This window comes from Methylocaldum sp. (genome assembly GCF_039794385.1).
In the GTDB taxonomy this organism is placed as follows: Bacteria; Pseudomonadota; Gammaproteobacteria; order Methylococcales; family Methylococcaceae; genus Methylocaldum.
On record NZ_JBDIVO010000055.1, the window covers coordinates 1 to 19,711 of the forward strand.

Below are 19,711 nucleotides of genomic sequence, written 5' to 3' on the forward strand. Positions count from 1 at the left end.
TACTCCGCCCGTCCGCGTACTCGGTCGACGATTTTTCCAGGCTGGTCCTGATTTACCTCATCATCAATCTTCCGTGGATGGCGGCATTGCGGTTCGCGGTGCGACGAACGGTCGGAATCCGCCTGACGCTCCCCCGCGCTTACGGCCTCGCCTTGCCGTCCGCCGTGGTTTACGCGCCGCTGATGCTCACGGTGTCGAGCGACATACTGGCGCATGCATTTCGCCTGGAAGAACGGTATATCCTGATTTTTGTAATCGCGGTGGCATCACAGATGCTCGGTGCTCTTTACGGCTTTGGCGTCCGCTTCGATCGGACTGGACGACCGATCGGCATTCGCGCCGGCCTCGTCGTCTCCTTGTTTCTTCTGTTAGCATCGATTCCGTTTAGCTTTCTGCTGCTCGGGCTGAATGCGGTTTTCCGGGTGATTTGAGACTGCGCCGGATGCCCATTGACTTTTGCCGCAAAAATTTGGTCGGTCTATCCCATTACCCTATAATGGCGGGCTTTTAGGCCCGCTCGTAATCACCGTTTTTAAGGAAGGTCATACTGTGAGCAACAACTTTATCTTTACTTCCGAATCCGTTTCCGAAGGCCATCCGGACAAGATCGCCGATCAAGTCTCCGATGCCGTTCTGGACGAAATGCTGAGACAAGACCCGAGGGCCAGAGTGGCCGTCGAAACCTTGGTCAAGACCGGAATGGTGATTTTGGCGGGCGAAGTTACCACATCGGCCTGGGTGGATACCGAGACGCTGGTACGCCAGGTCGTGCGCGAAATCGGCTACGACGATCCGTCGATCGGGTTCGACTGGGAAAGCTGCGCGGTGCTCACGGCCATCGGTAAACAGTCGCCCGACATCGCCATGGGCGTCGACGAATCCGACGACCACGAACAAGGAGCCGGCGATCAGGGCCTGATGTTCGGTTACGCGTCCAACGAGACCGATGTGTTGATGCCGGCTCCCATCACTTACGCCCACCGGCTGGTGCAGCGCCAGGCGGAAGTGAGAAAAAAGAAATTTCTGCCCTGGCTGCGTCCTGACGCCAAGAGCCAGGTGACCTTCCGCTACGAGGACAGCAAGCCGGTCGCCATCGATGCCGTGGTTCTGTCCACCCAACACTCACCGGATATCGATCCGAAAATCCTGCGTGAGGCGGTGATGGACGAAATTATCCTCCACGTCCTTCCGAAGGAATGGCTGCACAAGGACACCAAGTACTTCATCAACCCCACCGGCAAGTTCGTCATCGGCGGTCCGGTCGGCGACTGCGGACTCACCGGCCGCAAGATCATCGTCGATTCCTACGGCGGCATGGCACGGCACGGCGGCGGCGCATTCAGCGGCAAGGACCCGTCCAAGGTGGACCGCTCGGCGGCGTACATGGGCCGCTACGTGGCCAAGAACATCGTCGCCGCAGGTTTGGCCGAACGCTGCGAAATTCAGGTGTCCTATGCCATCGGGGTGGCCGAGCCGACCTCCATCAGCGTCAATACTTTCGGCACGGGGGTCATCGCCGAGGAACGCCTGGTGCAGCTGGTGCGCGAGTATTTCGATCTGCGGCCGAAGGGGCTGATCCGCATGCTGGATCTTCTGCAGCCGATTTATCGCCCCACGGCCGCTTACGGACATTTCGGCCGCACCGAGGACACGTTTACCTGGGAGAAGACCGACAAGGCCGAGGCACTGCGCGAAGCGGCCGGCTTATCCGCTCTGTAATGTTTTACCCGGCCGCCGGGTGAGGCGGTGTTGTGCGGGCTGAGGAGCGCTGCGACGGGACATCCGCCAGGCTCGGTCGGCGCAACTGTTATGTCAACGGCGCTCGGTTCATCTCCGCTGGTCGGGACACCTGACCAGTGTTTGTGGCCGGTGGAGAAATTCACGCAATGAGGAGCATGAAACATGAACGCTGTCGCAAATCCTGATTCATCCAACGACTATCGCGTCGCCGATATTTCCCTGGCCGACTGGGGCCGCAAGGAAATCGCCATCGCCGAGACCGAAATGCCGGGCCTGATGGCGGTGCGCGAGGAGTATCGCGCACTGCAACCGCTCAAGGGCGCCCGCGTCGCCGGCAGTCTGCACATGACCATTCAGACCGCCGTATTGATCGAGACCCTGGTGGCTCTGGGCGCGGAAGTGCGCTGGGCGTCCTGCAATATCTTCTCCACCCAGGACCACGCCGCTGCGGGCATCGCCGCCGCCGGCATCCCGGTGTTCGCCTACAAGGGCGAATCCCTGGAAGAATACTGGGAATTCACTCACCGCATCTTCGAGTGGCACGACGGCGGCACGCCGAACATGATTCTCGACGACGGCGGTGACGCGACCCTGCTGATCACGCTGGGTTCTCGCGCCGAAAAGAACCCCTCGCTCCTGGACAAGCCGACGTGCGAAGAGGAAGAGGTACTGTTCGCCGCCATCAAGAAGCGTCTGGCTTCCCAGCCGGGCTGGTATTCGAAAGTGCTCGCCAACATCAAGGGCGTCACCGAGGAAACCACCACCGGCGTGCACCGCCTGTACCTGATGGAGCAGGAAGGCCGCTTGCCGTTCCCGGCGATCAACGTCAATGATTCGGTGACCAAGTCCAAGTTCGACAATTTGTACGGCTGCCGCGAATCGCTGGTGGACGGCATCAAGCGCGCCACCGACGTGATGATTGCGGGCAAGATCTGCGTGGTCCTCGGCTACGGCGACGTGGGCAAGGGCTGCGCCCAAGCGTTCCGTGGCCTCGGCGCCACCGTATGGGTCACCGAAATCGATCCGATCTGCGCCTTGCAGGCGGCGATGGAAGGCTACCGCGTGGTCACCATGGACGACGCGTGCGACAAGGGCGACATCTTCGTCACCGCCACCGGCAACGTTGGCGTCATCAGCCATGATCACATGGCAAAGATGAAGAACAACGCCATCGTCTGCAACATCGGCCATTTCGACTCGGAAATCGAGGTCGCGAGTCTCAGGAAGTACACCTGGGAAAACATCAAGCCGCAGGTCGACCACGTCATCTTTCCGGACGGCAAGCGCATCATCCTGCTGGCCGAAGGGCGCTTGGTGAACCTCGGCTGCGCCACGGGTCATCCGAGCTTCGTCATGTCGAACTCGTTCACCAACCAGACCTTGGCCCAGATCGAGCTGTTCTGCCATGGCAACAAGTACCAGAACAAGGTTTATGTGCTGCCGAAACATCTGGACGAGCACGTGGCGCGCCTGCATCTCAAGAAGATCGGCGCACAGCTCACGCAGTTGACGCCGGAACAGGCGGCGTACATCGGCGTACCGGTGGACGGCCCGTACAAACCGGATCATTACCGGTATTGATCCTGCGAGGCAGCAAATAGGGTAGAAAACCGTTTGCCCTACGCTTACCGTTCTGACCACGAAGAAATCCTGCCTTGTGCAGGATTTCTTCTATCTGAGATACGATGACTCCCATGGAATCGCAAAAAAAATATCCGAGAATCTTCAGCCTGGAATTCTTCCCGCCGAAGAATCATGAAGCGGAAGACGCTTTCCGCACGAACCTGGCGAAACTGGCCGCGCTCAAGCCGAAATTCTGTTCGGTGACGTTCGGCGCGGGCGGAACGACGCGGGAGAAGACCTTCGAGACGGTGGTCGAAATCCAGCGGAATACCGGCATCGAGGCGGCTCCTCATATCTCGTGCATCGCGTCCACCAAGACTAGCGTGCGGGAGGTTCTGGAAGCCTATAAAAATCAGGGCATCCGGCATATCGTCGCGCTGCGCGGGGACATGCCCTCCGGCATGCTGTCACCGGGAGAATTCCGTTACGCCAACGAACTGGTGGAATTCATCCGTCGGGAAACGGGCGATCACTTCCACATCGAAGTGGCGGCCTACCCGGAAATGCATCCCCAGGCGGCCAGCATGGAGGCCGATTTGCGCAACTTCAAGCGCAAGGTCGAGGCCGGCGCCGACAGCGCCATTACCCAGTATTTTTACAATCCCGAAGCCTATTTCCGCTTCGTCGACGACTGCGAAAAAATGGGCATCGACATTCCCATCGTGCCCGGCATCATGCCGATCTCCAATTACACGCAACTGGCCCGGTTTTCCGACGCCTGCGGAGCGGATATCCCGCGTTGGATACGGAAACGGCTCGAGGTGTTCGGCGATGACCGCAAATCGATCCGCGCGTTTGGTCTAGAAGTGGTGACCGACCTGTGCCGACGGCTGTTGGAGCAGGGCGCGCCAGGACTGCATTTCTACACGCTGAATCGTGCCGAGGCGGTGTTGGGGATTTGGAGGAATATGGGGATTGGGGCGGATTGAGCCTCACGCCCACAGATCCGCCAGCGAGAAGGTGATAGCGTCGAAGGGCGGAACCTTGACCGGATCGTCGTCCTTGAGCGTAGCGATGAGCAGCCAGCCTTCTTCGCGCAGCGCGAAGGCTTCCAGGGTATGTACCAGAGGGTCGACCAGCCAGGCATAGGAAACCCCGTAACGGGCGTACAATGGCAGCTTTCGGGTACGGTCCTTCTGCTCGGTCGAGGGCGAAAGAATTTCGCACACCCAGTCCGGTACCACTTCGAAACGGTGGTCTTCGGGCAGCGTCGGCATCCGTTCCCGCCGCCAGCCGGCGAGATCGGGCACGGCGACTTCGGTGTCACGAACGAAGTGGACTTCCGGTTCCACCAGGATCCACCACCCGCCGGGGCCGCCGTCGCCGTAGCGGAATGGCCCACCGATTTTGCTCTGCAGACCGGACTCCGCCGCGGCGTGGCGCCCGGCGGGGCGGGGCTGGGTATACAGCTCGCCGTCGAGCACTTCGCCCACCAGGTTTTCCGGCAGCGCGAGCAAGCGTTCGTAAGGATTCGGAGTCATCAGAGTATGAGGCCGGCTCACGACTGTATCTCCTATGCGATCAACGCCATTTTCACTTGATTCCTGTATTCGACCATGAACAACCACGACTGGTCCAGCCGCGACCTCGCCGTCCTCTGGCACCCCTGCACTCAGATGAAGGACCACGAAGCCCTGCCGCCGATACCGATCAAGCGCGGGCAGGGGGTGTGGCTGGAAGACTTCGCAGGCAACCGTTATCTCGACGCTATCAGTTCCTGGTGGGTGAATCTGTTCGGCCACGGCCACCCTTACATCAAGGCCGCGCTCAAGGATCAACTCGAAACGCTGGAACACGTAATCTTGGCCGGATTCACGCACGAACCGGCGGTCCGGCTGGCCGAACGGCTGATCGGCCTTGCGCCGAAAGGACTATCCCGCTGTTTCTATGCCGACAACGGCTCGTCCGCGGTCGAGGTGGCGCTCAAAATGAGCTTCCATTTCTGGCGAAACGCCGGAAAACCGGAGAAGACCCGCTTCATCGCCTTGAGCAACAGCTATCACGGCGAAACCTTGGGCGCCTTGGCCGTCGGCGACGTGGCGCTCTATAAGGAGACCTACGAGCCGCTCTTGCTGAAACCCATCACCGTCGAGAGTCCCGACTGCTATCATCGGGAGCCGGGAGAAACCTGGGCGGATTATTCCCGGCGGAAATTCGCCGAGATGGAACGGACACTCGCGGCTCACGCGGCGGAGGCCTGCGCGGTCATCGTCGAGCCCCTGGTTCAATGCGCGGGCGGCATGCGCATGTACGACCCCGTTTATCTGAAGCTCTTGCGGGAGTCCTGCGACCGCCACGGCGTGCACCTGATCGCCGACGAGATCGCCGTCGGCTTCGGACGTACCGGCACTTTCTTCGCCTGCGAGCAGGCGGATATCCGGCCGGATTTCATGTGTCTGTCTAAAGGGCTGACGGGCGGGTACCTGCCGCTGTCCTGCGTGCTGACCACCGAGGCGGTCTACGCCGCCTTTTACGATGAATATGCCAGGCTCAAGGCATTCCTGCATTCGCACAGCTATACCGGAAACGCTCTCGCTTGCCGAGCAGCGCTGGCGACGCTGGATCTGTTCGAGCGGGAAAACACTTTGGTGGCCAACAAACGGCTGGCACAGGCCATGGCCGAATCCGCGGCGTTCGAGGATCATCCGCACGTCGCCGAAGTCCGCCAGACCGGGATGATTCTGGCCATCGAACTGGTCAGGAACAAGGCCGATCGCGAACCTTACCCCTGGCAGGAACGGCGCGGGCTTCGCGTGTATCGTCACGGGCTGACGAGGGGCGTGTTGTTGCGTCCTCTGGGCAACGTCATCTATTTCATGCCGCCATACGTCATCACCCCCGACCAAATCCGTTTCATGGCGGATGTCGCGGGCGAAGCCATCGATATCGCAACGAAAGATTAGCTATGCGTGTTTCCAGGCTTTATCTTCAGAAAACGCTCGAAGAAGGCGCGGTCCTTCGGCTGGACGAGGAAAGCGCCCACTATCTCCGCACCGTGCTTCGGCTCAAAAAAGGGGCCGACCTGACCGTGTTCAACGGCGACGGGCGCGAATATTCGGCTCGGGTTTCGGCTATAGGACGCGATGAGGTTCACGTGGAAATCGGCGACGGGCGAAACCGCGAAGTCGAATCGCCGCTCACCACTCACCTCGGCCTCGGCATCTCGCGCGGCGAACGCATGGATCTCGCCATCCAGAAAGCGGTGGAGCTCGGAGTGAGCCGAATTACGCCCTTGTTCACCGAACATTGCGTGGTTCGCCTCGACGATACGCGACGCGGAAACCGGCGCCAGCACTGGCAGAGAGTGACGCGCAGCGCCTGCGAGCAATGCGGCCGGAACCGCGTACCCGAGGTCGAGGAACCGATCGAGCTTAAGGATTGGGTGGTAGGACGCGAAGGCTTGCGGCTATTTTTCGACCCGCAAGGCGCGGTCGGACTGAAGAATCTTCCGCCGCCGGGAGGCTTAGTAAGTATCCTTTCGGGACCCGAGGGAGGCTTCGCGGAGAAGGAGCGCACGCTGGCCCGGGAAGCGGGGTTCATCCCGGTTAGGCTGGGACCCCGAATCCTCCGGACCGAAACCGCCGTACTCGCCGCACTGTCGGCGATACAAGCGATTTGGGGCGATTTAGGCTGATGCGGTCGCGCGAGCACATCGTCCTAGAAACGGCAGTTGACCGCTTAGAAGGAATAGAAAAGCCGTATGAATTGTGACCGTCCTACCTGCTACCGATCTCACCGTTTGGGTGAAGCCGCTACGCACCCGATTGCACGGCTGGCCTACTTGATTCCCAGTCGCCTCGCCAGGCGGTACAGATTGCTGCGGTCGAGTCCCAGCCGCCGCGCAGCTTCCGACCAGTTTTGAGAGGAGCGGTCCAAAGCGGCGCGTATCTCCTGCCGCTGAAGGTCCGCTACTGCTTCCGCCAGAGACCGCGACGTGCCGCTGGCCGACTCGACCTCTGGCACTCGCTTTGGCGCCGACATGCCCCCAATCGCGAGATCTTCGACCTGGAGCATCACCGAACTCCCCCGGCTGGAAGCGCGCAACGCTGCCCGGAGGATCACATGCTCGAGTTCCCGTATGTTTCCCGGCCAGCTATAGCGTGTCAGGGCCTCGACGGCCGAAGACGCCAACTGCACCCGATCAAGGCCCAGGCGCACCCGTGCCTGATCCAGAAAATGCCCCGCCAGCAACGGTATGTCCTCGATCCGCTCCCGGAGCGGAGGTACATGCAAGGGATAGATGCTCAGCCGATGGTAAAGATCGGCTCGGAATCGGCCGGCTTTCACTTCCTCCGCCAAATGACGATTGGTCGCCGCGATGATGCGGACATCGGCCCGATGATTCTTGTCCGATCCCAGGCGCTGAATCTCTCCGAACTGCAATACCCGTAGCAGCTTCGCCTGAATCGAGAGCGGCAGTTCACCGATTTCATCCAGGAACAAGGTACCGCCGTCCGCGAGTTCGAATTTGCCGGATCGGTCGGCGTTCGCGCCGCTAAAAGCACCGCGCACGTGTCCGAACAGTTCGCTTTCCGCCAGAGTCTCCGGAAGCGCAGCACAATTGACATGGACCAGAGGCTGGTCGGCGCGCCGCGAACGCGCGTGGAGAGTGCGGGCCACCACCTCCTTGCCGACACCGGTTTCCCCCGTCAGAAGAACCGTCAGATCGGACCGTGCGACGATATCGATCTCTCGGTTCAGGTCCCGCATGACCGGGCTTTCGCCCAGCATTCGACCACCGCGCAGCAAGGCTTCCCGCACCAGTTCCCGGCTGACCAGCCCGCGATGATTCGCCAAGGCTTCCAGCGCGTTGATGAAGGTTTCGTAGCGCATCGCCACGGCGGCTATCGAGGCGAAAATCTCGAATACCCGGTCTTCGATCCCGTCGAAGGCGCCGGGCGCCAGGGAGTCGACCGTTAATACACCGAATAAGTCATCTTCGGAATACAGGGCGCACCCAACGCAGGAGTGGACCTGCAATCGCCCTCCGGAATCATTGAGCAGCAGCCCGTCGTAAGGGTCCGGCCGCGAATCGTCGGCCGGAAAGCGGACCGGCTTCCGGGAAGCGAGAGCAGCGGCCAGGCGTGGCTGCTCTTCGGGCCGGAACTGCCGGCCCATGACTTCGGCGTTAAGTCCTTGGGAGGCGGTAGGCACCAGGACATCGCCCTGACAGCGCAACAAGGCACAGGCATCGTTCCCAACCACCCGGCTCAACGCGGCGAGGAGCCGGGTATATCTCTCTCTCGACGGCAGGCACGCGGTCAAATCCAGGACAGTGTCGAGCAGAGCGTTCTGCGAATCGCCAAACGTATCGAGTAAAAATGACATCGTTCTTAATCAAATCATTTTGTGTGGCGAAATGACAACGATGAGTCGGTCAGTCTTTCTCGTACGATTTGTTTGTAGCTCAGTAACTTATCTGATGACTGACGAGTGCATGTAGTCAAAATGACTGTATCTGACAATTTTGCTCAGAATTGCGTTTGAAAGTTTCTCATTTAGTTCAGTTAGTTACAAATTGGCACTGATCCTGCCACTGTCTAGCCGACAGGACCGGCCGAAACGGTGCCTAGGGTTCGCCGCCTGCAGCCTAATGCCTGGCGTTCCCGAGAAGCCCCCCGTCATCCGGAATGCTTCACCATCGGCAGCAACCCGTGTGAATCCGTCAGGTACTCACGGCCGGTCTCGTCCAATCGGTCATCGCCGACTTTTCCGAATGCGTGTCGAACGACCCTGCGCAAACGCCAGCTTCAGGTGACCAATGAACAGGCCCGGTGCCGCGAGCAATTTCGGCAAACCGGGGCGCCGATAAAAGTTTACTGCGAGGACAGTGGATGCTAGTGATTTTCTCAGGGCGCCTGCATAGCTGGCGCTTCAACTTGTCCACTCCCGCGTTTGCTAGAGGTCGAAGCCTTTGGGCCGGGCTCGCCGTCGGATGCGTACTCCTTGCCGCAGGGTGTGCCTGGATTCCGCCCGGCGGAAAGCGCGCGGAGTTCATGCCCGCCCCCGACATGGCGCATGGATTATCCGAAGCCCGCGAGAAGGAGCCCCTGACGCCGAGGAGAGCATGGCCCGAAGACCGATGGTGGCGGCAGTTCGATAGTCCCGAACTGAATCGTCTCATGGCGGTGGCACTCAAGGACAATCCCGGCCTCAAGGCAGCGGCGGCGAGGCTGCGCCAGGCGCAGGCCATGGCCCGAGTGGAAGGCGCGAGACTTTTGCCTTTCCTGGACGCGGACGTGGAGTTCGCCAACGAACGGATTTCGGAGAACGGCGTATTCGCCGCGCTCAATCGCGAAGAGGCGGCAGGCGCGAACGTCATTTTCGCCAGCATCAACCCCGTAAGTCTCCGCTACGAATTCGATTTCTGGGGAAAGAATCGAGCGGCGCTGGAAGCGGCGCTGGGCGAGGCGGAAGCGACCGCGGCCGAACAGGCGGAAGTCCGTCTGCAGTTGACGACCGCCATCGCCCGAGCCTACTTCCGCGGAGCGGCGCTCAAGCGGCAGCTCGATCTGGCCCGGGAAATGGTGGAGCTGCGTCATGAGCTGCTCGAGCTCGCCGATACCCGCTTCGAAAGCGGCCTCACGTCTGCCAGCTCGGTGAAGCGGGCGAACATCGCCCTGGAAACGGCCCAAAAACGAGAAGCCGGTACCGAGGATCAATTGGACGTGCAGCGGAATCTACTGGCCCGGCTGATGGGTACCAGCCCGGACGAAACCCGCCAACTGTTCGCCAATCCGGTGACCATCCCGGAAAGAATTCCGCTGCCCACCCGGCTTCCCATAGGCCTGCTCGCGCATCGGCCGGACCTGGCTGCCGCCCTCCATCGGACCGAGGCGGCGGCGCACAGGATCAAAGAGGCCAAGGCGCGCTTTCTGCCCACGGTCGATCTCACCGCTTTCGTCGGCGTGAATGCCCTGAGGCTCACCACCAAAGGGGCGAGCTCCCTGGCCAACGTTCTGTTCTCGGGTTCGAGTTTCGCTTACGGGATCGCGCCGGGGCTCAGGCTGCCCTGGTTCGAGGGCGGACGCCTGCGTGGCGAGCTGTCGGCGCAGCGGGCAGAGTACGACGGAGCGGTCGAGCTCTACAACGACACCTTGGTGCAGGCGATACAAGAGGTCGCAGACAGCCTGAGCAGCTGGCGCGAGACGCGCAACATATTGGAGGCGCACCTGCGTCTCCTGGTTTCACAGCGGGAAGATCTCGACCTCGCGCAGACGCGCCTCCAAGCCGGACTGGACGACCGCCGCACGGTACTCCAGAGCCGGCACGCGGTTCTGAATCAGGAATATGTGCTGAAGAGCCTGGAGACCAACCAACTCGTGGCCATGACCGATCTGATCGAAGCCCTGGGCGGGGGATATACGAACAACGCCGACATCACGCGCCCCCAATCGATCGCCGACTGAGAGCGCGCCGGCAGAAACGAGAACCAAGCGCCGACGCTGTCCTGTTGAGCAACGCAACAAGCAGAGGCAATCACCATGGCCGATCTGGTACCGAAAAATGATTCGTTAGAGGCGAACCGTGCCGCGCCCAGGCTCTCCGCTACGGAGCAACCGTCTCCGGAACGGCTCGGCCGAGCCGCGCCGAATCGGGACGGCAACCTGCAATCGAGTGATGTATGGCTATCACGGACTCCTCTAATGCTATCCCCCAATAAAACCGTCAACCGTTTGGCAATCTCCGCGAGCCATCGTCGCTCGGAGATGCGCGCCGGGAATGCTGACGGAAGCATCTCGATCCACCCGAGGTAAGCATGGGAAAAGAAATTCAGATCAGAAGTCTGATCACCCTGGTTCTGTTGGTCATCGCGTTTCAGGGCGATGCTGTTTTTGCCTTCCTATTGGAAGGACTTCATCTTTTCGTGGAGGTCGTGGAGCTCGCGTCCGAACACCTGCTGGAAACACACTTCGGGCTATCTACCCGAAGCGCGCAAATGGTCACCGCCTGGTTTGGCCTGGTGGTTTTTCTGGGTCTATCGCCCTTCATCGTCAGAAAGATCACGGCGATCCTCGGCGGGATTGTCGCGGCTGCCAAGGCGTGGTGGCTGAAAGAACTCGTCACCGCGCGGCAGTGGGCCGACAAGGTTCGCCCGAGGTATTGGGTGATCGCCGGCGCCATTCTGCTCGCGACGTTCTCATTTTTCTCTTAGCCCCGTTCGTACGTCGTCCGGCTTTAAACCTAGCCGCCTCGCGAGCTTGTGCAGATTGCTCGGGTCCACGTCCAGCTGGCGCGCGGCCTTGGCCCAGTTTCCGCCGCACAAGCGAAGCGCGTGCTGTATGCAGCGGCGTTGGCTTTCCTCAACCGCCGTACGCAGCGTGAAAACCACCGCCGGTTCGTGAACCGAAGCCGTGGAGTCCACATCGGGACCAGGTTCGAACTGATCGAGGTCGAGATCGAGCAAATCGACGGGCAGGGTGACGATATCGTTTCGATCGACGCCACGACTCATGATCTTCAAGGCGGCACGGCTGATCGCATGCTCCAGTTCGCGCACATTGCCCGGCCAGCGATATTGCCTGAGAGCAGTTTCCGCTTCCGGAGCGAGCCGCAGACTGCGCAAGCCCAGCCGTGCGCGATTGAGTTCGATAAAGCGGCCCGCCAATAGCAGCACGTCGTTGTCGCGCTCGCGCAGGGGCGGTATGTGCACCGGATAAACCGAGAGACGGTGATAAAGGTCCGCCCTGAAAGCCCCGTCACGTACTTGGTCGCGCAGCTTGCGATTGGTCGCGGCGATCACCCGCACGTTCACATGCCGTGGTTGATCCTCGCCGAGGCGCTGAACCTCTCCGTTCTGCAGCGTGCGCAAGAGCTTTGCCTGAACCGCGAGCGGCAATTCGCCCACCTCGTCGAGAAACAGCGTGCCGTTCTCGGCGGCCTCGAAGCGACCCGGACGCTCGACCGCCGCCCCCGAGAACGCTCCCTTGGCATGGCCGAACAGCTCGCTCTCGGCCAGCGATTCGGGCAAGGCCGCGCAATTGACGTGGACCAGCGGCTGAGCGCGACGGCGCGACAGGCGGTGCAGCCTACGCGCGAACAATTCCTTGCCTACGCCGGTCTCGCCCAACAACAGCACCGGGAGTTCGGAATCGGCCACGACATCGAGCTCCCGCAACAATTGAGTGATGGCCTGGCTCTGACCGACGATCTCGCCGTCGTCTTCCAACGGCGATGCCGAGAAGGGTTCCTTATCGTGAGCGAGGCGCAACGCACGGATTTCCGCTTCCAATCGGGTCACCCGTATCGAAGCCTCGATCAACGCCGTGTATTGGCGCAGACAGTCCCGCGCGGCATCGTCGAACACGCCGACTTCCAGGGCGTCCAGCGTGACCGCGCCCCACGGCTGATCTTCCACGTACAAACTGATGCCCATGCAGTCATGCACCGGGAGAGGCTCGCCGACATGCGTCTCGATGAGGCCGTCGTACGGATCGGGCAGCGTGCTGTCGTGATCGAAGCACGTGAGCTCGCGACGCGAAAGAATGGCGGCGAGGCGCGGATGCTCGCTCATCGCAAAGCGCCTGCCCAAGGCATCGCGTACCAAGCCGTCGACGGCGACCGGACGCAAATGCGCTTCTTCCAAACGCAGCAGGGCAACCGCCCCGCAACGAAACTGTGTCCGCAAGGCGCTTACCAGTCTTTGCAAGCGCATAGCCTGCGGCAAGTCGGCCGCCAGGTCGGCGACCAGCATGCTCTCAATCATGGTGTTATTTACCGTATATGGTAGTAACAACCATAACACGCTATGGTTAAAAATACCTTCAGTTATTTAAGTTACGGATTTTATTATTGAGATTGTGTGGCCTACGGCTTGCTAAGGGAAGATTGGAATTCTCAATGGAGCCGATCATGAACACACTCGACCAACCTCCGGGCAGTCTCGCCGGAACAACGCAGATCTTTCAACAATACGCACCGAAATTCCGTCGCCCCGACGGACAGAGTCTCCGCGAAGCGGTCCGAGCCAAAGGGCGGCGGGCACAGGAGATCGATAACAAGCTCGAAAGCCTTGAGGAGCAGCAGACTTCCGAGACGACCGATTGGAAGAATGCGCCTCCGTCGGCACTCATCGCGCATCTCCTCGATCGTTTTCACCAACGACATCGCCGACAACTGCCGGAGTTGATCCACTTGGCGCGCCGGATCGAGCAGACGCACGGCGAGCATCCCTCATGCCCGCGAGGACTGGCCGATCACCTCAGTGTGTTGGAACAGGCGCTGGAAAGTCACATACAGACGGAGGAGCAGGTGTTGTTCCCTCTTTTGGCTCGCGGTGAAGGGGCCTTCGCGCGCACGCTGATTCTGGTCATGCGCATGGAGCATGACCATTACGGCGAAGCACTCAAACGCCTCAACGGCCTCACCGATGGCTTCACCCCGCCGCCCGGCGCCTGCAATACCTGGCGTGCGCTGTATCTGGGACTGGCTGCGCTGTGCGTAGACCTGATGGAAAACATCTATCTCGAGAACAACGTCCTTTTCGAAACCGCCACACCAGTCCATAAAACGGAGGCCTCTCATGGGTAATTACCGCAAGCTCTGGTTTACGCTGATCGGCGTACTGGCCGTGACCTTCACCGTGCTCGGTTATTACGGCACCGAAGTCTATCGCAGCGCGCCGCCGATTCCGCAGCGCGTCATCACGCACGAAGGTCGGACGCTTTACACCCAGAACCGCATTCTCGACGGACAGACCGCCTGGCAGTCCGTGGGCGGCATGCAGCTGGGCTCGATCTGGGGGCATGGCGCTTATCAGGCGCCGGACTGGACCGCCGACTGGCTGCACCGCGAACTGTCGAACTGGCTGGAGCTGGCCGCACAAGCGGAATACGGCATGAACTTCGACGCCCTTGATGGGGAACGCCAGGCGATACTGACGGCGCGCCTGAAGAATGAATACCGGCACAATACCTTCGATGAAGCGACCGGCACCGCGACTGTCTCGGCGCAGCGAGCCGAAGCGATCGCACGGACTGCCGCTTATTACGACCGGCTGTTCGGCGATGCGCCCGAGCTACGGAGCACCCGCGAAAGCTATGCCATGAAAGAGGCCACGCTGCCGAGCGCCGAACGGCGTGGCGACCTCTCGGCCTTTTTCTTCTGGACCGCATGGGCCGCCGCAACCGAGCGCCCCGGTTCCAGCGCCACCTATACCAACAACTGGCCGCACGAACCGCTGATCGGCAACCGGCCCACCGGCGAGAACATCGTGTGGTCGATCGCCAGCGTTGCCTTCATGATGGCCGGCGTCGGCTTCCTGATCTGGGGCTGGGCGTTCCTGCGGAAGCACGATCAAAGCGACCCGAAAGCCCCGGCGCGCGATCCCCTGTCCCTGATCGCGCTCACGCCCTCGCAACGGGCCTTGGGGAAATATCTGTTCCTGGTGGTCGCGCTGTTCTCCTTCCAGGTCCTCTTGGGCGGTCTCACCGCGCATTACACGGTGGAAGGGCAAGAGTTCTACGGCCTCGATATTTCGAGATGGCTGCCTTATTCATTGGCGCGCACCTGGCATATCCAGAGCGCCTTGTTCTGGATCGCCACGGGCTTTCTGGCGGCCGGCCTGTTTCTCGCGCCGCTCATCAACGGCGGAAAGGACCCGGCCTATCAGAAGACCGGCGTCGATATCCTGTTCTGGGCGCTGGTCATCGTGGTGCTCGGTTCTTTCATCGGCAACTATCTGGCGATCGCGCAGGTGATGCCGAAAGAGCTCAACTTCTGGCTCGGCCATCAAGGATTCGAGTACGTGGATCTCGGCCGGCTGTGGCAGATCGGCAAGTTTGTCGGCGTCGCCTTCTGGCTGGTGCTGATGCTGCGCGGCATCGTCCCGGCCTTCAAACGGGCGGGCGACAAAAACCTGCTGGCCCTGTTCACCGCCTCGGTCGTGGCCATCGGCCTCTTTTACAGCGCCGGCTTTTTCTACGGCGAGCGCACGCACCTGTCGGTGATGGAGTACTGGCGCTGGTGGGTGGTGCATCTTTGGGTCGAAGGTTTCTTCGAAGTGTTCGCCACCACGGCGCTGGCCTTCGTCTTCTCCACGCTGGGCCTCGTTTCCGTGCGCATGGCGACGACCGCCAGCCTGGCCTCGGCCTCGCTGTTCATGCTCGGCGGCGTGCCCGGCACGTTTCATCACCTCTATTTCTCCGGCACGACCACGCCGATCATGGCCGTGGGCGCGAGTTTCAGCGCGCTCGAAGTGGTTCCGCTGGTGGTGCTCGGTTACGAGGCCTGGGAGAACTGGCGTCTCAAGGATCGCGCGACGTGGATGACGAACCTGAAATGGCCGCTGATGTGTTTCATCGCCGTCGCCTTCTGGAACATGCTGGGCGCGGGCGTATTCGGCTTCATGATCAATCCGCCGATTTCGCTCTACTATGTGCAAGGGCTCAACACCACGCCGGTGCACGCCCATGCCGCACTGTTCGGCGTGTACGGCTTCCTCGCGCTGGGCTTCACGCTGCTGGTGCTGCGCTATGTCCGTCCGGAATTGGTGTTCAGCGAGCGGCTGATGAAGACGGGCTTCTGGTGGCTCAATGCAGGGCTGGTGCTGATGATAGCCACCAGTCTCTTACCTATCGGACTGTTCCAGTTCCATGCCAGCGTCAGCCAGGGCCTGTGGTATGCGCGCAGCGAAGCCTTTCTGCAGCAACCCGTCCTCGAGACGCTGCGCTGGGTGCGCACGTTTGGCGATGTCGTCTTCATCGTCGGCGCGTTGTCGATCGCCTGGCAGGTCGTCAGCGGCTTGTTGCAGCGATCGAGTCAGCTATCGCTGCAGGATGAAGAGCCCGCGTTCGCAACGGAACGAAGCTGATCCCAAAAGGATTGCCGAAAGCCGCCTGCCGACGAAGCGCGTCGGCAGGCGGCCTTGCCGGTCGGTAACAACCGCAGATTCACTCGCACACATCAGAATTGGGCACGACCGCGCCTGGCATACAAGCGCTGAATGCTGCGGGAGCGGTCCCCGTGCCACGCCGAAACCGGTCAATCCCGGAAATTGACGTACTGCAATGGCAATTCCAGCTTGGCCTCGCGCAGCAGTGCGATGACATCTTGCAGATCGTCTCTTTTCTTGCCCGTCACTCGGACCTGTTCGCCCTGAATCGCGGCCTGCACTTTCAGTTTGCTGTCCTTGATCAGCTTGACGATAGTCTTGGCCAGCGTCGAATCGATCCCCTGGCGCAAGGTTACGGTCTGACGCGCCTCCCTGCCGGAAACCTGAGGCGGATCGATCTTGAGACAGGCGATATCGACCCCGCGCTTGGCCAGCTTGGTGTGCAGGATGTCCAGCATCTGCTGAAGCTGGAATTCGTTCTGCGCGTGCAGGGTCACGACGGCTTCCGCGAGATCGTAACGGGCGTCGGAACCCTTGAAATCGAAGCGTGTGCCGACTTCGCGGTTGGCCTGGTCGACCGCATTGCTCACTTCGTGCAGATTGACTTCCGATACGATGTCGAAAGATGGCATGACGTGTCCTCTCAGAACGTGTTTGAAAAGTGCCGCGAGCGCTCAGAACTTGCGTGCCTTGGCGATAACGTCATAAGCGCTCCTGATTTGCTGGGTTTTTTCGGTGGCTAGTTTGACCATTTCCTCGGGCAAGCCGTTGGCGACCAATTTGTCGGGATGGTGCTGGCTCATCAGCCTCCGGTAAGCACGCCTGATTTCTTGGTCGCTGGCCGACGGGGTGATGCCCAGAACGGCATAGGCATCGGCGGCCGACGGTCGGCGCGCGCCCGCGGCTCGTTCTCGGCGCCACTGAGAGTACTGGCTCCCCGTGCGGGCAAAGCGCAGTTCCGCTTCCATGCGGGCCTTGACGGCATGAAACTCGAAGCGGGAAAACTGAAGCCGGTCGCAGATTCGGAGCAGCAGCTGTTCCTCCGCTGAATGAAGGACGCCATCGGCATAGGCCGCCTCCAGTTGGAACTCGATGAACAGACGCAGCAGCGAAGACCGGCGGCGACATTCGCTTCGAAATTGATCCAAAGTGTCATCCAGCGGGAAATCGGAGCGCTTACCTTCGTTAAACAGCCGGATGGCCGTTTTGCGCATGTCCTCCGAAAGCTCCATCCGATCCATGATGGCCCGAGCGGATTTGATTTCCGCTTCCGACACCCGTCCGTCGGCTTTGGCGATGTGCCCCATCACCGAAAAGGTGACGGTGAAAAAGGCCATCTGCACGCGATTTTGTGTACCGGGAACGAAATCCGTTTGCAGCAGACCGACATTGCCCATGACCCGGTCGAACTGGTGCCCCAAGGCAGCGCCCAGAATAGCGAATAACGGTCCACCCATGAACAAACCGAACGTCCCGCCGACGACCTTGCCGAGCCAAGTCATGATTGAAAGGGTCTTTTATTCTTGCAGTGAAAGCCACAAAGTTACATGATTGGCGGTTATTCATAAAGCCCACAACGTTGGCGCAGTCCGTGCTTTACGGCCTGCCAAGACGCCGATCGGGTCTTGACCATAGTCCGTTTCAACCACAGTTGCCGAAGAGGAATGATGAACGCCCCGGACACCCTATACGAAAGCTCGCTGAAAAGCTTGAGCCTCCGCGGCCGCGGCAAAGTCCGCGACATTTATGACATCGACGACGATCACATGTTGATCGTCACGACCGACCGCCTGTCCGCGTTCGATTGCATTCTGCCCGATCCCATTCCCGGAAAAGGCAGGGTACTCACCTCGGTTTCCAATTTCTGGTTCGGAAGGCTTAAGCATATCGTCCCCAACCATTTGTCCGGCCTGACGCTGGATCGGGTCATTTCCGATCCCGCCGAACGCGCCCAGGTAGAAGGGCGGGGAATCGTCGTCAAGAAACTCAAGCCCCTTCCGGTGGAAGCCGTCGTACGCGGTTATCTGATCGGCTCGGGCTGGAAGGATTATCAAAAGAACGGAGCGGTTTGCGGTATCGCGCTACCGCCGGGATTGCAGCTTGCGGAGAAACTGCCTGAGGCCATTTTCACACCGTCTACCAAGGCGGAATTCGGCAGCCACGACGAAAATATCAGTTTCGAGAAAACCGTCGAACTGATCGGAAAAGATTTGGCGGAACAAATCAGACGCATCAGCCTTAAGCTTTACACCGAAGCGGCGGCCTACGCCCTCGATCGGGGCATCATCATTGCCGACACCAAATTCGAATTCGGCCTGGATAATGCCGGCCAGCTCTATCTCATCGACGAGGCGCTGACTCCGGATTCGTCCCGTTTCTGGCCGGTGGATCAGTACCGGGTCGGCATCAGCCTGCCCAGCTTCGACAAACAATTCGTACGGGATTATTTGGAAACTCTGTCCTGGAACAAACAGCCTCCCGCTCCTCATTTGCCGCCTGAAGTGATTACCAAAACGGCCGAAAAATATCGGGAAGCGGAGGAACGTCTGACCAAGCCGTAGGTCGTCGCGAAAACGGGTTGACGCAGATAGTGTTGACCCGATAATACCCGACTTGCTTTCAAGAGACAGGGTAGACGATGAAATACCGATCGAATCAGCGCCTCCGCTGGCTGTTGCCGGCAATTTTTTTGTCCGGGCCGCACGTTACCTCAGCCGAATCGCTCGAAGATTTCCAAACCTGGGGCAATGTCACCGCCGTCGGCGGCTTCGGGTTTATTGATCCGAAGTTCAAAAGCTTCCGCTATTGGCTGGAAGGCCAGGGGCGTTTCGGCGAGGATACTTCCCGCTTGTCACAAAGCATGGTGAGGCCCGCGCTGGGTTACGCGCTCAACGACAATGCAAGCGTGTGGCTGGGCTATGCCTGGATTTTCACCGATCGGCCGTTTACCGGGCGGCGCTTCGACGAAAATCGTATCTGGCAGCAATTCCTGTGGACACAGCCTACTTCATTCGGCACTTTCACCAGCCGATCCCGGCTAGAGCAGCGCTTCGCCGAAACCGGCAGCGATGTCGGCTGGCGCTTCCGGCAATTCGTAAAACTTTCGGTCCCGCTCGACTTCGCACCGGACTTCAGCCTGGTGGGCTGGGAAGAGGTGTTTGTCAGAATCAACAAAGCCGACTGGAGCGGGGACGATGGGCTTGATCAGAACCGGCTCTTCGTAGGATTGGGCTACAACTTCAATAAAGAAATCAGGACCGAAATCGGCTACATGAATCAATATATCCGGAGAGCCGAGGCTCCCGACCGAATCAGCCATGTATTGTCGGTCAGCCTCTTTTTGAATTACTGATGTCCGGGCGCGCGGCGTCATTTCAGAAAAAACGATCCGGAAAAATCGCCGCCGCGCCATCCATATCGCCGGTCTCCCGGTACGTCAGGGGTGCTGCATCCGGCTTCAGCAAAGCTCCATCAATTACCCGGCCAAGCGCCAGCACATGATCTCCGGCCGGGCAT

General features: G+C 60.3%; 17 protein-coding genes and 1 riboswitch. Of the genes, 12 read left to right on the plus strand and 5 right to left on the minus strand.

Translation table 11 applies throughout. The features are described from left to right. The 4 genes from ABJK70_RS07430 to metF all read left to right on the plus strand — a co-directional run. A partial coding sequence (locus tag ABJK70_RS07430; RefSeq protein WP_347257681.1) for a hypothetical protein occupies positions 1-431 on the plus strand: 431 nt, incomplete at its 5' end. Positions 432-549: 118 nt separating this feature from the next. Continuing rightward, positions 550-1,719, plus strand: coding sequence for a methionine adenosyltransferase (metK, locus tag ABJK70_RS07435; protein ID WP_077728188.1), 1,170 nt, complete (start codon positions 550-552; stop codon positions 1,717-1,719). 35 nt (positions 1,720-1,754) lie between these two features. Further along, positions 1,755-1,831: riboswitch (S-adenosyl-L-homocysteine riboswitch) on the plus strand. Positions 1,832-1,902: 71 nt separating this feature from the next. Beyond that, positions 1,903-3,321: an adenosylhomocysteinase gene (ahcY, locus tag ABJK70_RS07440; RefSeq protein WP_077728189.1), complete on the plus strand. Its 1,419-nt coding sequence runs from the start codon at positions 1,903-1,905 to the stop codon at positions 3,319-3,321. Between the two features lie 113 nt (positions 3,322-3,434). Beyond that, positions 3,435-4,292, plus strand: a complete 858-nt coding sequence (gene metF, locus ABJK70_RS07445; RefSeq protein ID WP_347257682.1) for a methylenetetrahydrofolate reductase [NAD(P)H] — start codon at positions 3,435-3,437, stop codon at positions 4,290-4,292. A 3-nt stretch (positions 4,293-4,295) separates the two neighbouring features. Here metF and ABJK70_RS07450 read toward each other — a convergent pair whose 3' ends face one another. After that, positions 4,296-4,844: a Uma2 family endonuclease gene (locus ABJK70_RS07450; protein WP_347257689.1), complete on the minus strand. Its 549-nt coding sequence runs from the start codon at positions 4,842-4,844 to the stop codon at positions 4,296-4,298. Positions 4,845-4,919: 75 nt separating this feature from the next. Here ABJK70_RS07450 and ABJK70_RS07455 point away from each other — a divergent pair, with 75 nt between their 5' ends. Both ABJK70_RS07455 and ABJK70_RS07460 read left to right on the plus strand, forming a co-directional pair. Then, positions 4,920-6,266, plus strand: a complete 1,347-nt coding sequence (locus tag ABJK70_RS07455) for an adenosylmethionine--8-amino-7-oxononanoate transaminase (RefSeq protein ID WP_347257683.1) — start codon at positions 4,920-4,922, stop codon at positions 6,264-6,266. 2 nt (positions 6,267-6,268) lie between these two features. Next, a complete protein-coding gene (locus ABJK70_RS07460) occupies positions 6,269-6,997 on the plus strand; it encodes a 16S rRNA (uracil(1498)-N(3))-methyltransferase (RefSeq protein ID WP_347257684.1) in 729 nt (242 codons plus the stop codon). Between the two features lie 143 nt (positions 6,998-7,140). Here ABJK70_RS07460 and norR (ABJK70_RS07465) read toward each other — a convergent pair whose 3' ends face one another. Then, positions 7,141-8,691: a nitric oxide reductase transcriptional regulator NorR gene (norR, locus tag ABJK70_RS07465; protein WP_077728194.1), complete on the minus strand. Its 1,551-nt coding sequence runs from the start codon at positions 8,689-8,691 to the stop codon at positions 7,141-7,143. Positions 8,692-9,197: 506 nt separating this feature from the next. Here norR (ABJK70_RS07465) and ABJK70_RS07470 point away from each other — a divergent pair. Next, positions 9,198-10,772, plus strand: coding sequence for an efflux transporter outer membrane subunit (locus ABJK70_RS07470; protein WP_156879939.1), 1,575 nt, complete (start codon positions 9,198-9,200; stop codon positions 10,770-10,772). Between the two features lie 350 nt (positions 10,773-11,122). Continuing rightward, complete coding sequence (locus ABJK70_RS07475) at positions 11,123-11,518, plus strand: hypothetical protein (protein WP_077728196.1); 396 nt, start codon at positions 11,123-11,125, stop codon at positions 11,516-11,518. On the opposite strand, the gene norR (ABJK70_RS07480) is transcribed toward ABJK70_RS07475, so the two are convergent. Then, positions 11,504-13,069 carry a nitric oxide reductase transcriptional regulator NorR gene (norR, locus tag ABJK70_RS07480; protein ID WP_347257685.1) on the minus strand — a complete coding sequence of 522 codons (1,566 nt, stop codon included), beginning with the start codon at positions 13,067-13,069 and terminating at the stop codon, positions 11,504-11,506. The two genes, ABJK70_RS07475 and norR (ABJK70_RS07480), sit on opposite strands and share 15 nt — an antisense overlap. A gap of 146 nt (positions 13,070-13,215) precedes the next feature. On the opposite strand from norR (ABJK70_RS07480), the gene ABJK70_RS07485 reads away from it, so the two are divergent. Both ABJK70_RS07485 and ABJK70_RS07490 read left to right on the plus strand, forming a co-directional pair. Then, positions 13,216-13,893, plus strand: coding sequence for a hemerythrin domain-containing protein (locus ABJK70_RS07485; RefSeq protein WP_077728342.1), 678 nt, complete (start codon positions 13,216-13,218; stop codon positions 13,891-13,893). Then, positions 13,886-16,174: a nitric-oxide reductase large subunit gene (locus tag ABJK70_RS07490; RefSeq protein WP_347257686.1), complete on the plus strand. Its 2,289-nt coding sequence runs from the start codon at positions 13,886-13,888 to the stop codon at positions 16,172-16,174. Before ABJK70_RS07485 ends, ABJK70_RS07490 begins: the two co-directional genes overlap by 8 nt. Positions 16,175-16,344: 170 nt before the next feature. Here ABJK70_RS07490 and ABJK70_RS07495 read toward each other — a convergent pair whose 3' ends face one another. Together ABJK70_RS07495 and djlA are read right to left on the minus strand one after the other, a co-directional pair. Then, positions 16,345-16,827, minus strand: a complete 483-nt coding sequence (locus ABJK70_RS07495) for a YajQ family cyclic di-GMP-binding protein (protein WP_347257687.1) — start codon at positions 16,825-16,827, stop codon at positions 16,345-16,347. Positions 16,828-16,869: 42 nt separating this feature from the next. Then, positions 16,870-17,697 carry a co-chaperone DjlA gene (gene djlA / locus ABJK70_RS07500; RefSeq protein WP_347257688.1) on the minus strand — a complete coding sequence of 276 codons (828 nt, stop codon included), beginning with the start codon at positions 17,695-17,697 and terminating at the stop codon, positions 16,870-16,872. 165 nt (positions 17,698-17,862) lie between these two features. Here djlA and ABJK70_RS07505 point away from each other — a divergent pair, with 165 nt between their 5' ends. Both ABJK70_RS07505 and ABJK70_RS07510 read left to right on the plus strand, forming a co-directional pair. After that, positions 17,863-18,756 (plus strand): phosphoribosylaminoimidazolesuccinocarboxamide synthase, encoded by an 894-nt coding sequence (locus tag ABJK70_RS07505; protein WP_347257690.1) that lies wholly within the window; start codon positions 17,863-17,865, stop codon positions 18,754-18,756. 77 nt (positions 18,757-18,833) lie between these two features. Next, positions 18,834-19,547: a DUF2490 domain-containing protein gene (locus ABJK70_RS07510; protein WP_077728201.1), complete on the plus strand. Its 714-nt coding sequence runs from the start codon at positions 18,834-18,836 to the stop codon at positions 19,545-19,547. Positions 19,548-19,711: the final 164 nt, after the last annotated feature.

Excerpts from the sequence above, each read along its gene's own strand:
- ABJK70_RS07460 (WP_347257684.1), top strand. The coding sequence starts at position 6,269 with ATGCGTGTTTCCAGGCTTTATCTTCAGAAAACGCTCGAAGAAGGCGCG.
- ABJK70_RS07475 (WP_077728196.1), top strand. The coding sequence starts at position 11,123 with ATGGGAAAAGAAATTCAGATCAGAAGTCTGATCACCCTGGTTCTGTTG.
- ABJK70_RS07495 (WP_347257687.1), bottom strand. The coding sequence starts at position 16,827 with ATGCCATCTTTCGACATCGTATCGGAAGTCAATCTGCACGAAGTGAGC.
- ABJK70_RS07450 (WP_347257689.1), bottom strand. The coding sequence starts at position 4,844 with ATGACTCCGAATCCTTACGAACGCTTGCTCGCGCTGCCGGAAAACCTG.
- ABJK70_RS07470 (WP_156879939.1), top strand. The coding sequence starts at position 9,198 with ATGCTAGTGATTTTCTCAGGGCGCCTGCATAGCTGGCGCTTCAACTTG.
- ABJK70_RS07505 (WP_347257690.1), top strand. The coding sequence starts at position 17,863 with ATGAACGCCCCGGACACCCTATACGAAAGCTCGCTGAAAAGCTTGAGC.
- ABJK70_RS07485 (WP_077728342.1), top strand. The coding sequence starts at position 13,216 with ATGAACACACTCGACCAACCTCCGGGCAGTCTCGCCGGAACAACGCAG.
- metF (WP_347257682.1), top strand. The coding sequence starts at position 3,435 with ATGGAATCGCAAAAAAAATATCCGAGAATCTTCAGCCTGGAATTCTTC.
- ABJK70_RS07455 (WP_347257683.1), top strand. The coding sequence starts at position 4,920 with ATGAACAACCACGACTGGTCCAGCCGCGACCTCGCCGTCCTCTGGCAC.
- ABJK70_RS07510 (WP_077728201.1), top strand. The coding sequence starts at position 18,834 with ATGAAATACCGATCGAATCAGCGCCTCCGCTGGCTGTTGCCGGCAATT.
- norR (WP_347257685.1), bottom strand. The coding sequence starts at position 13,069 with ATGATTGAGAGCATGCTGGTCGCCGACCTGGCGGCCGACTTGCCGCAG.
- djlA (WP_347257688.1), bottom strand. The coding sequence starts at position 17,697 with ATGACTTGGCTCGGCAAGGTCGTCGGCGGGACGTTCGGTTTGTTCATG.
- norR (WP_077728194.1), bottom strand. The coding sequence starts at position 8,691 with ATGTCATTTTTACTCGATACGTTTGGCGATTCGCAGAACGCTCTGCTC.
- ahcY (WP_077728189.1), top strand. The coding sequence starts at position 1,903 with ATGAACGCTGTCGCAAATCCTGATTCATCCAACGACTATCGCGTCGCC.
- ABJK70_RS07490 (WP_347257686.1), top strand. The coding sequence starts at position 13,886 with ATGGGTAATTACCGCAAGCTCTGGTTTACGCTGATCGGCGTACTGGCC.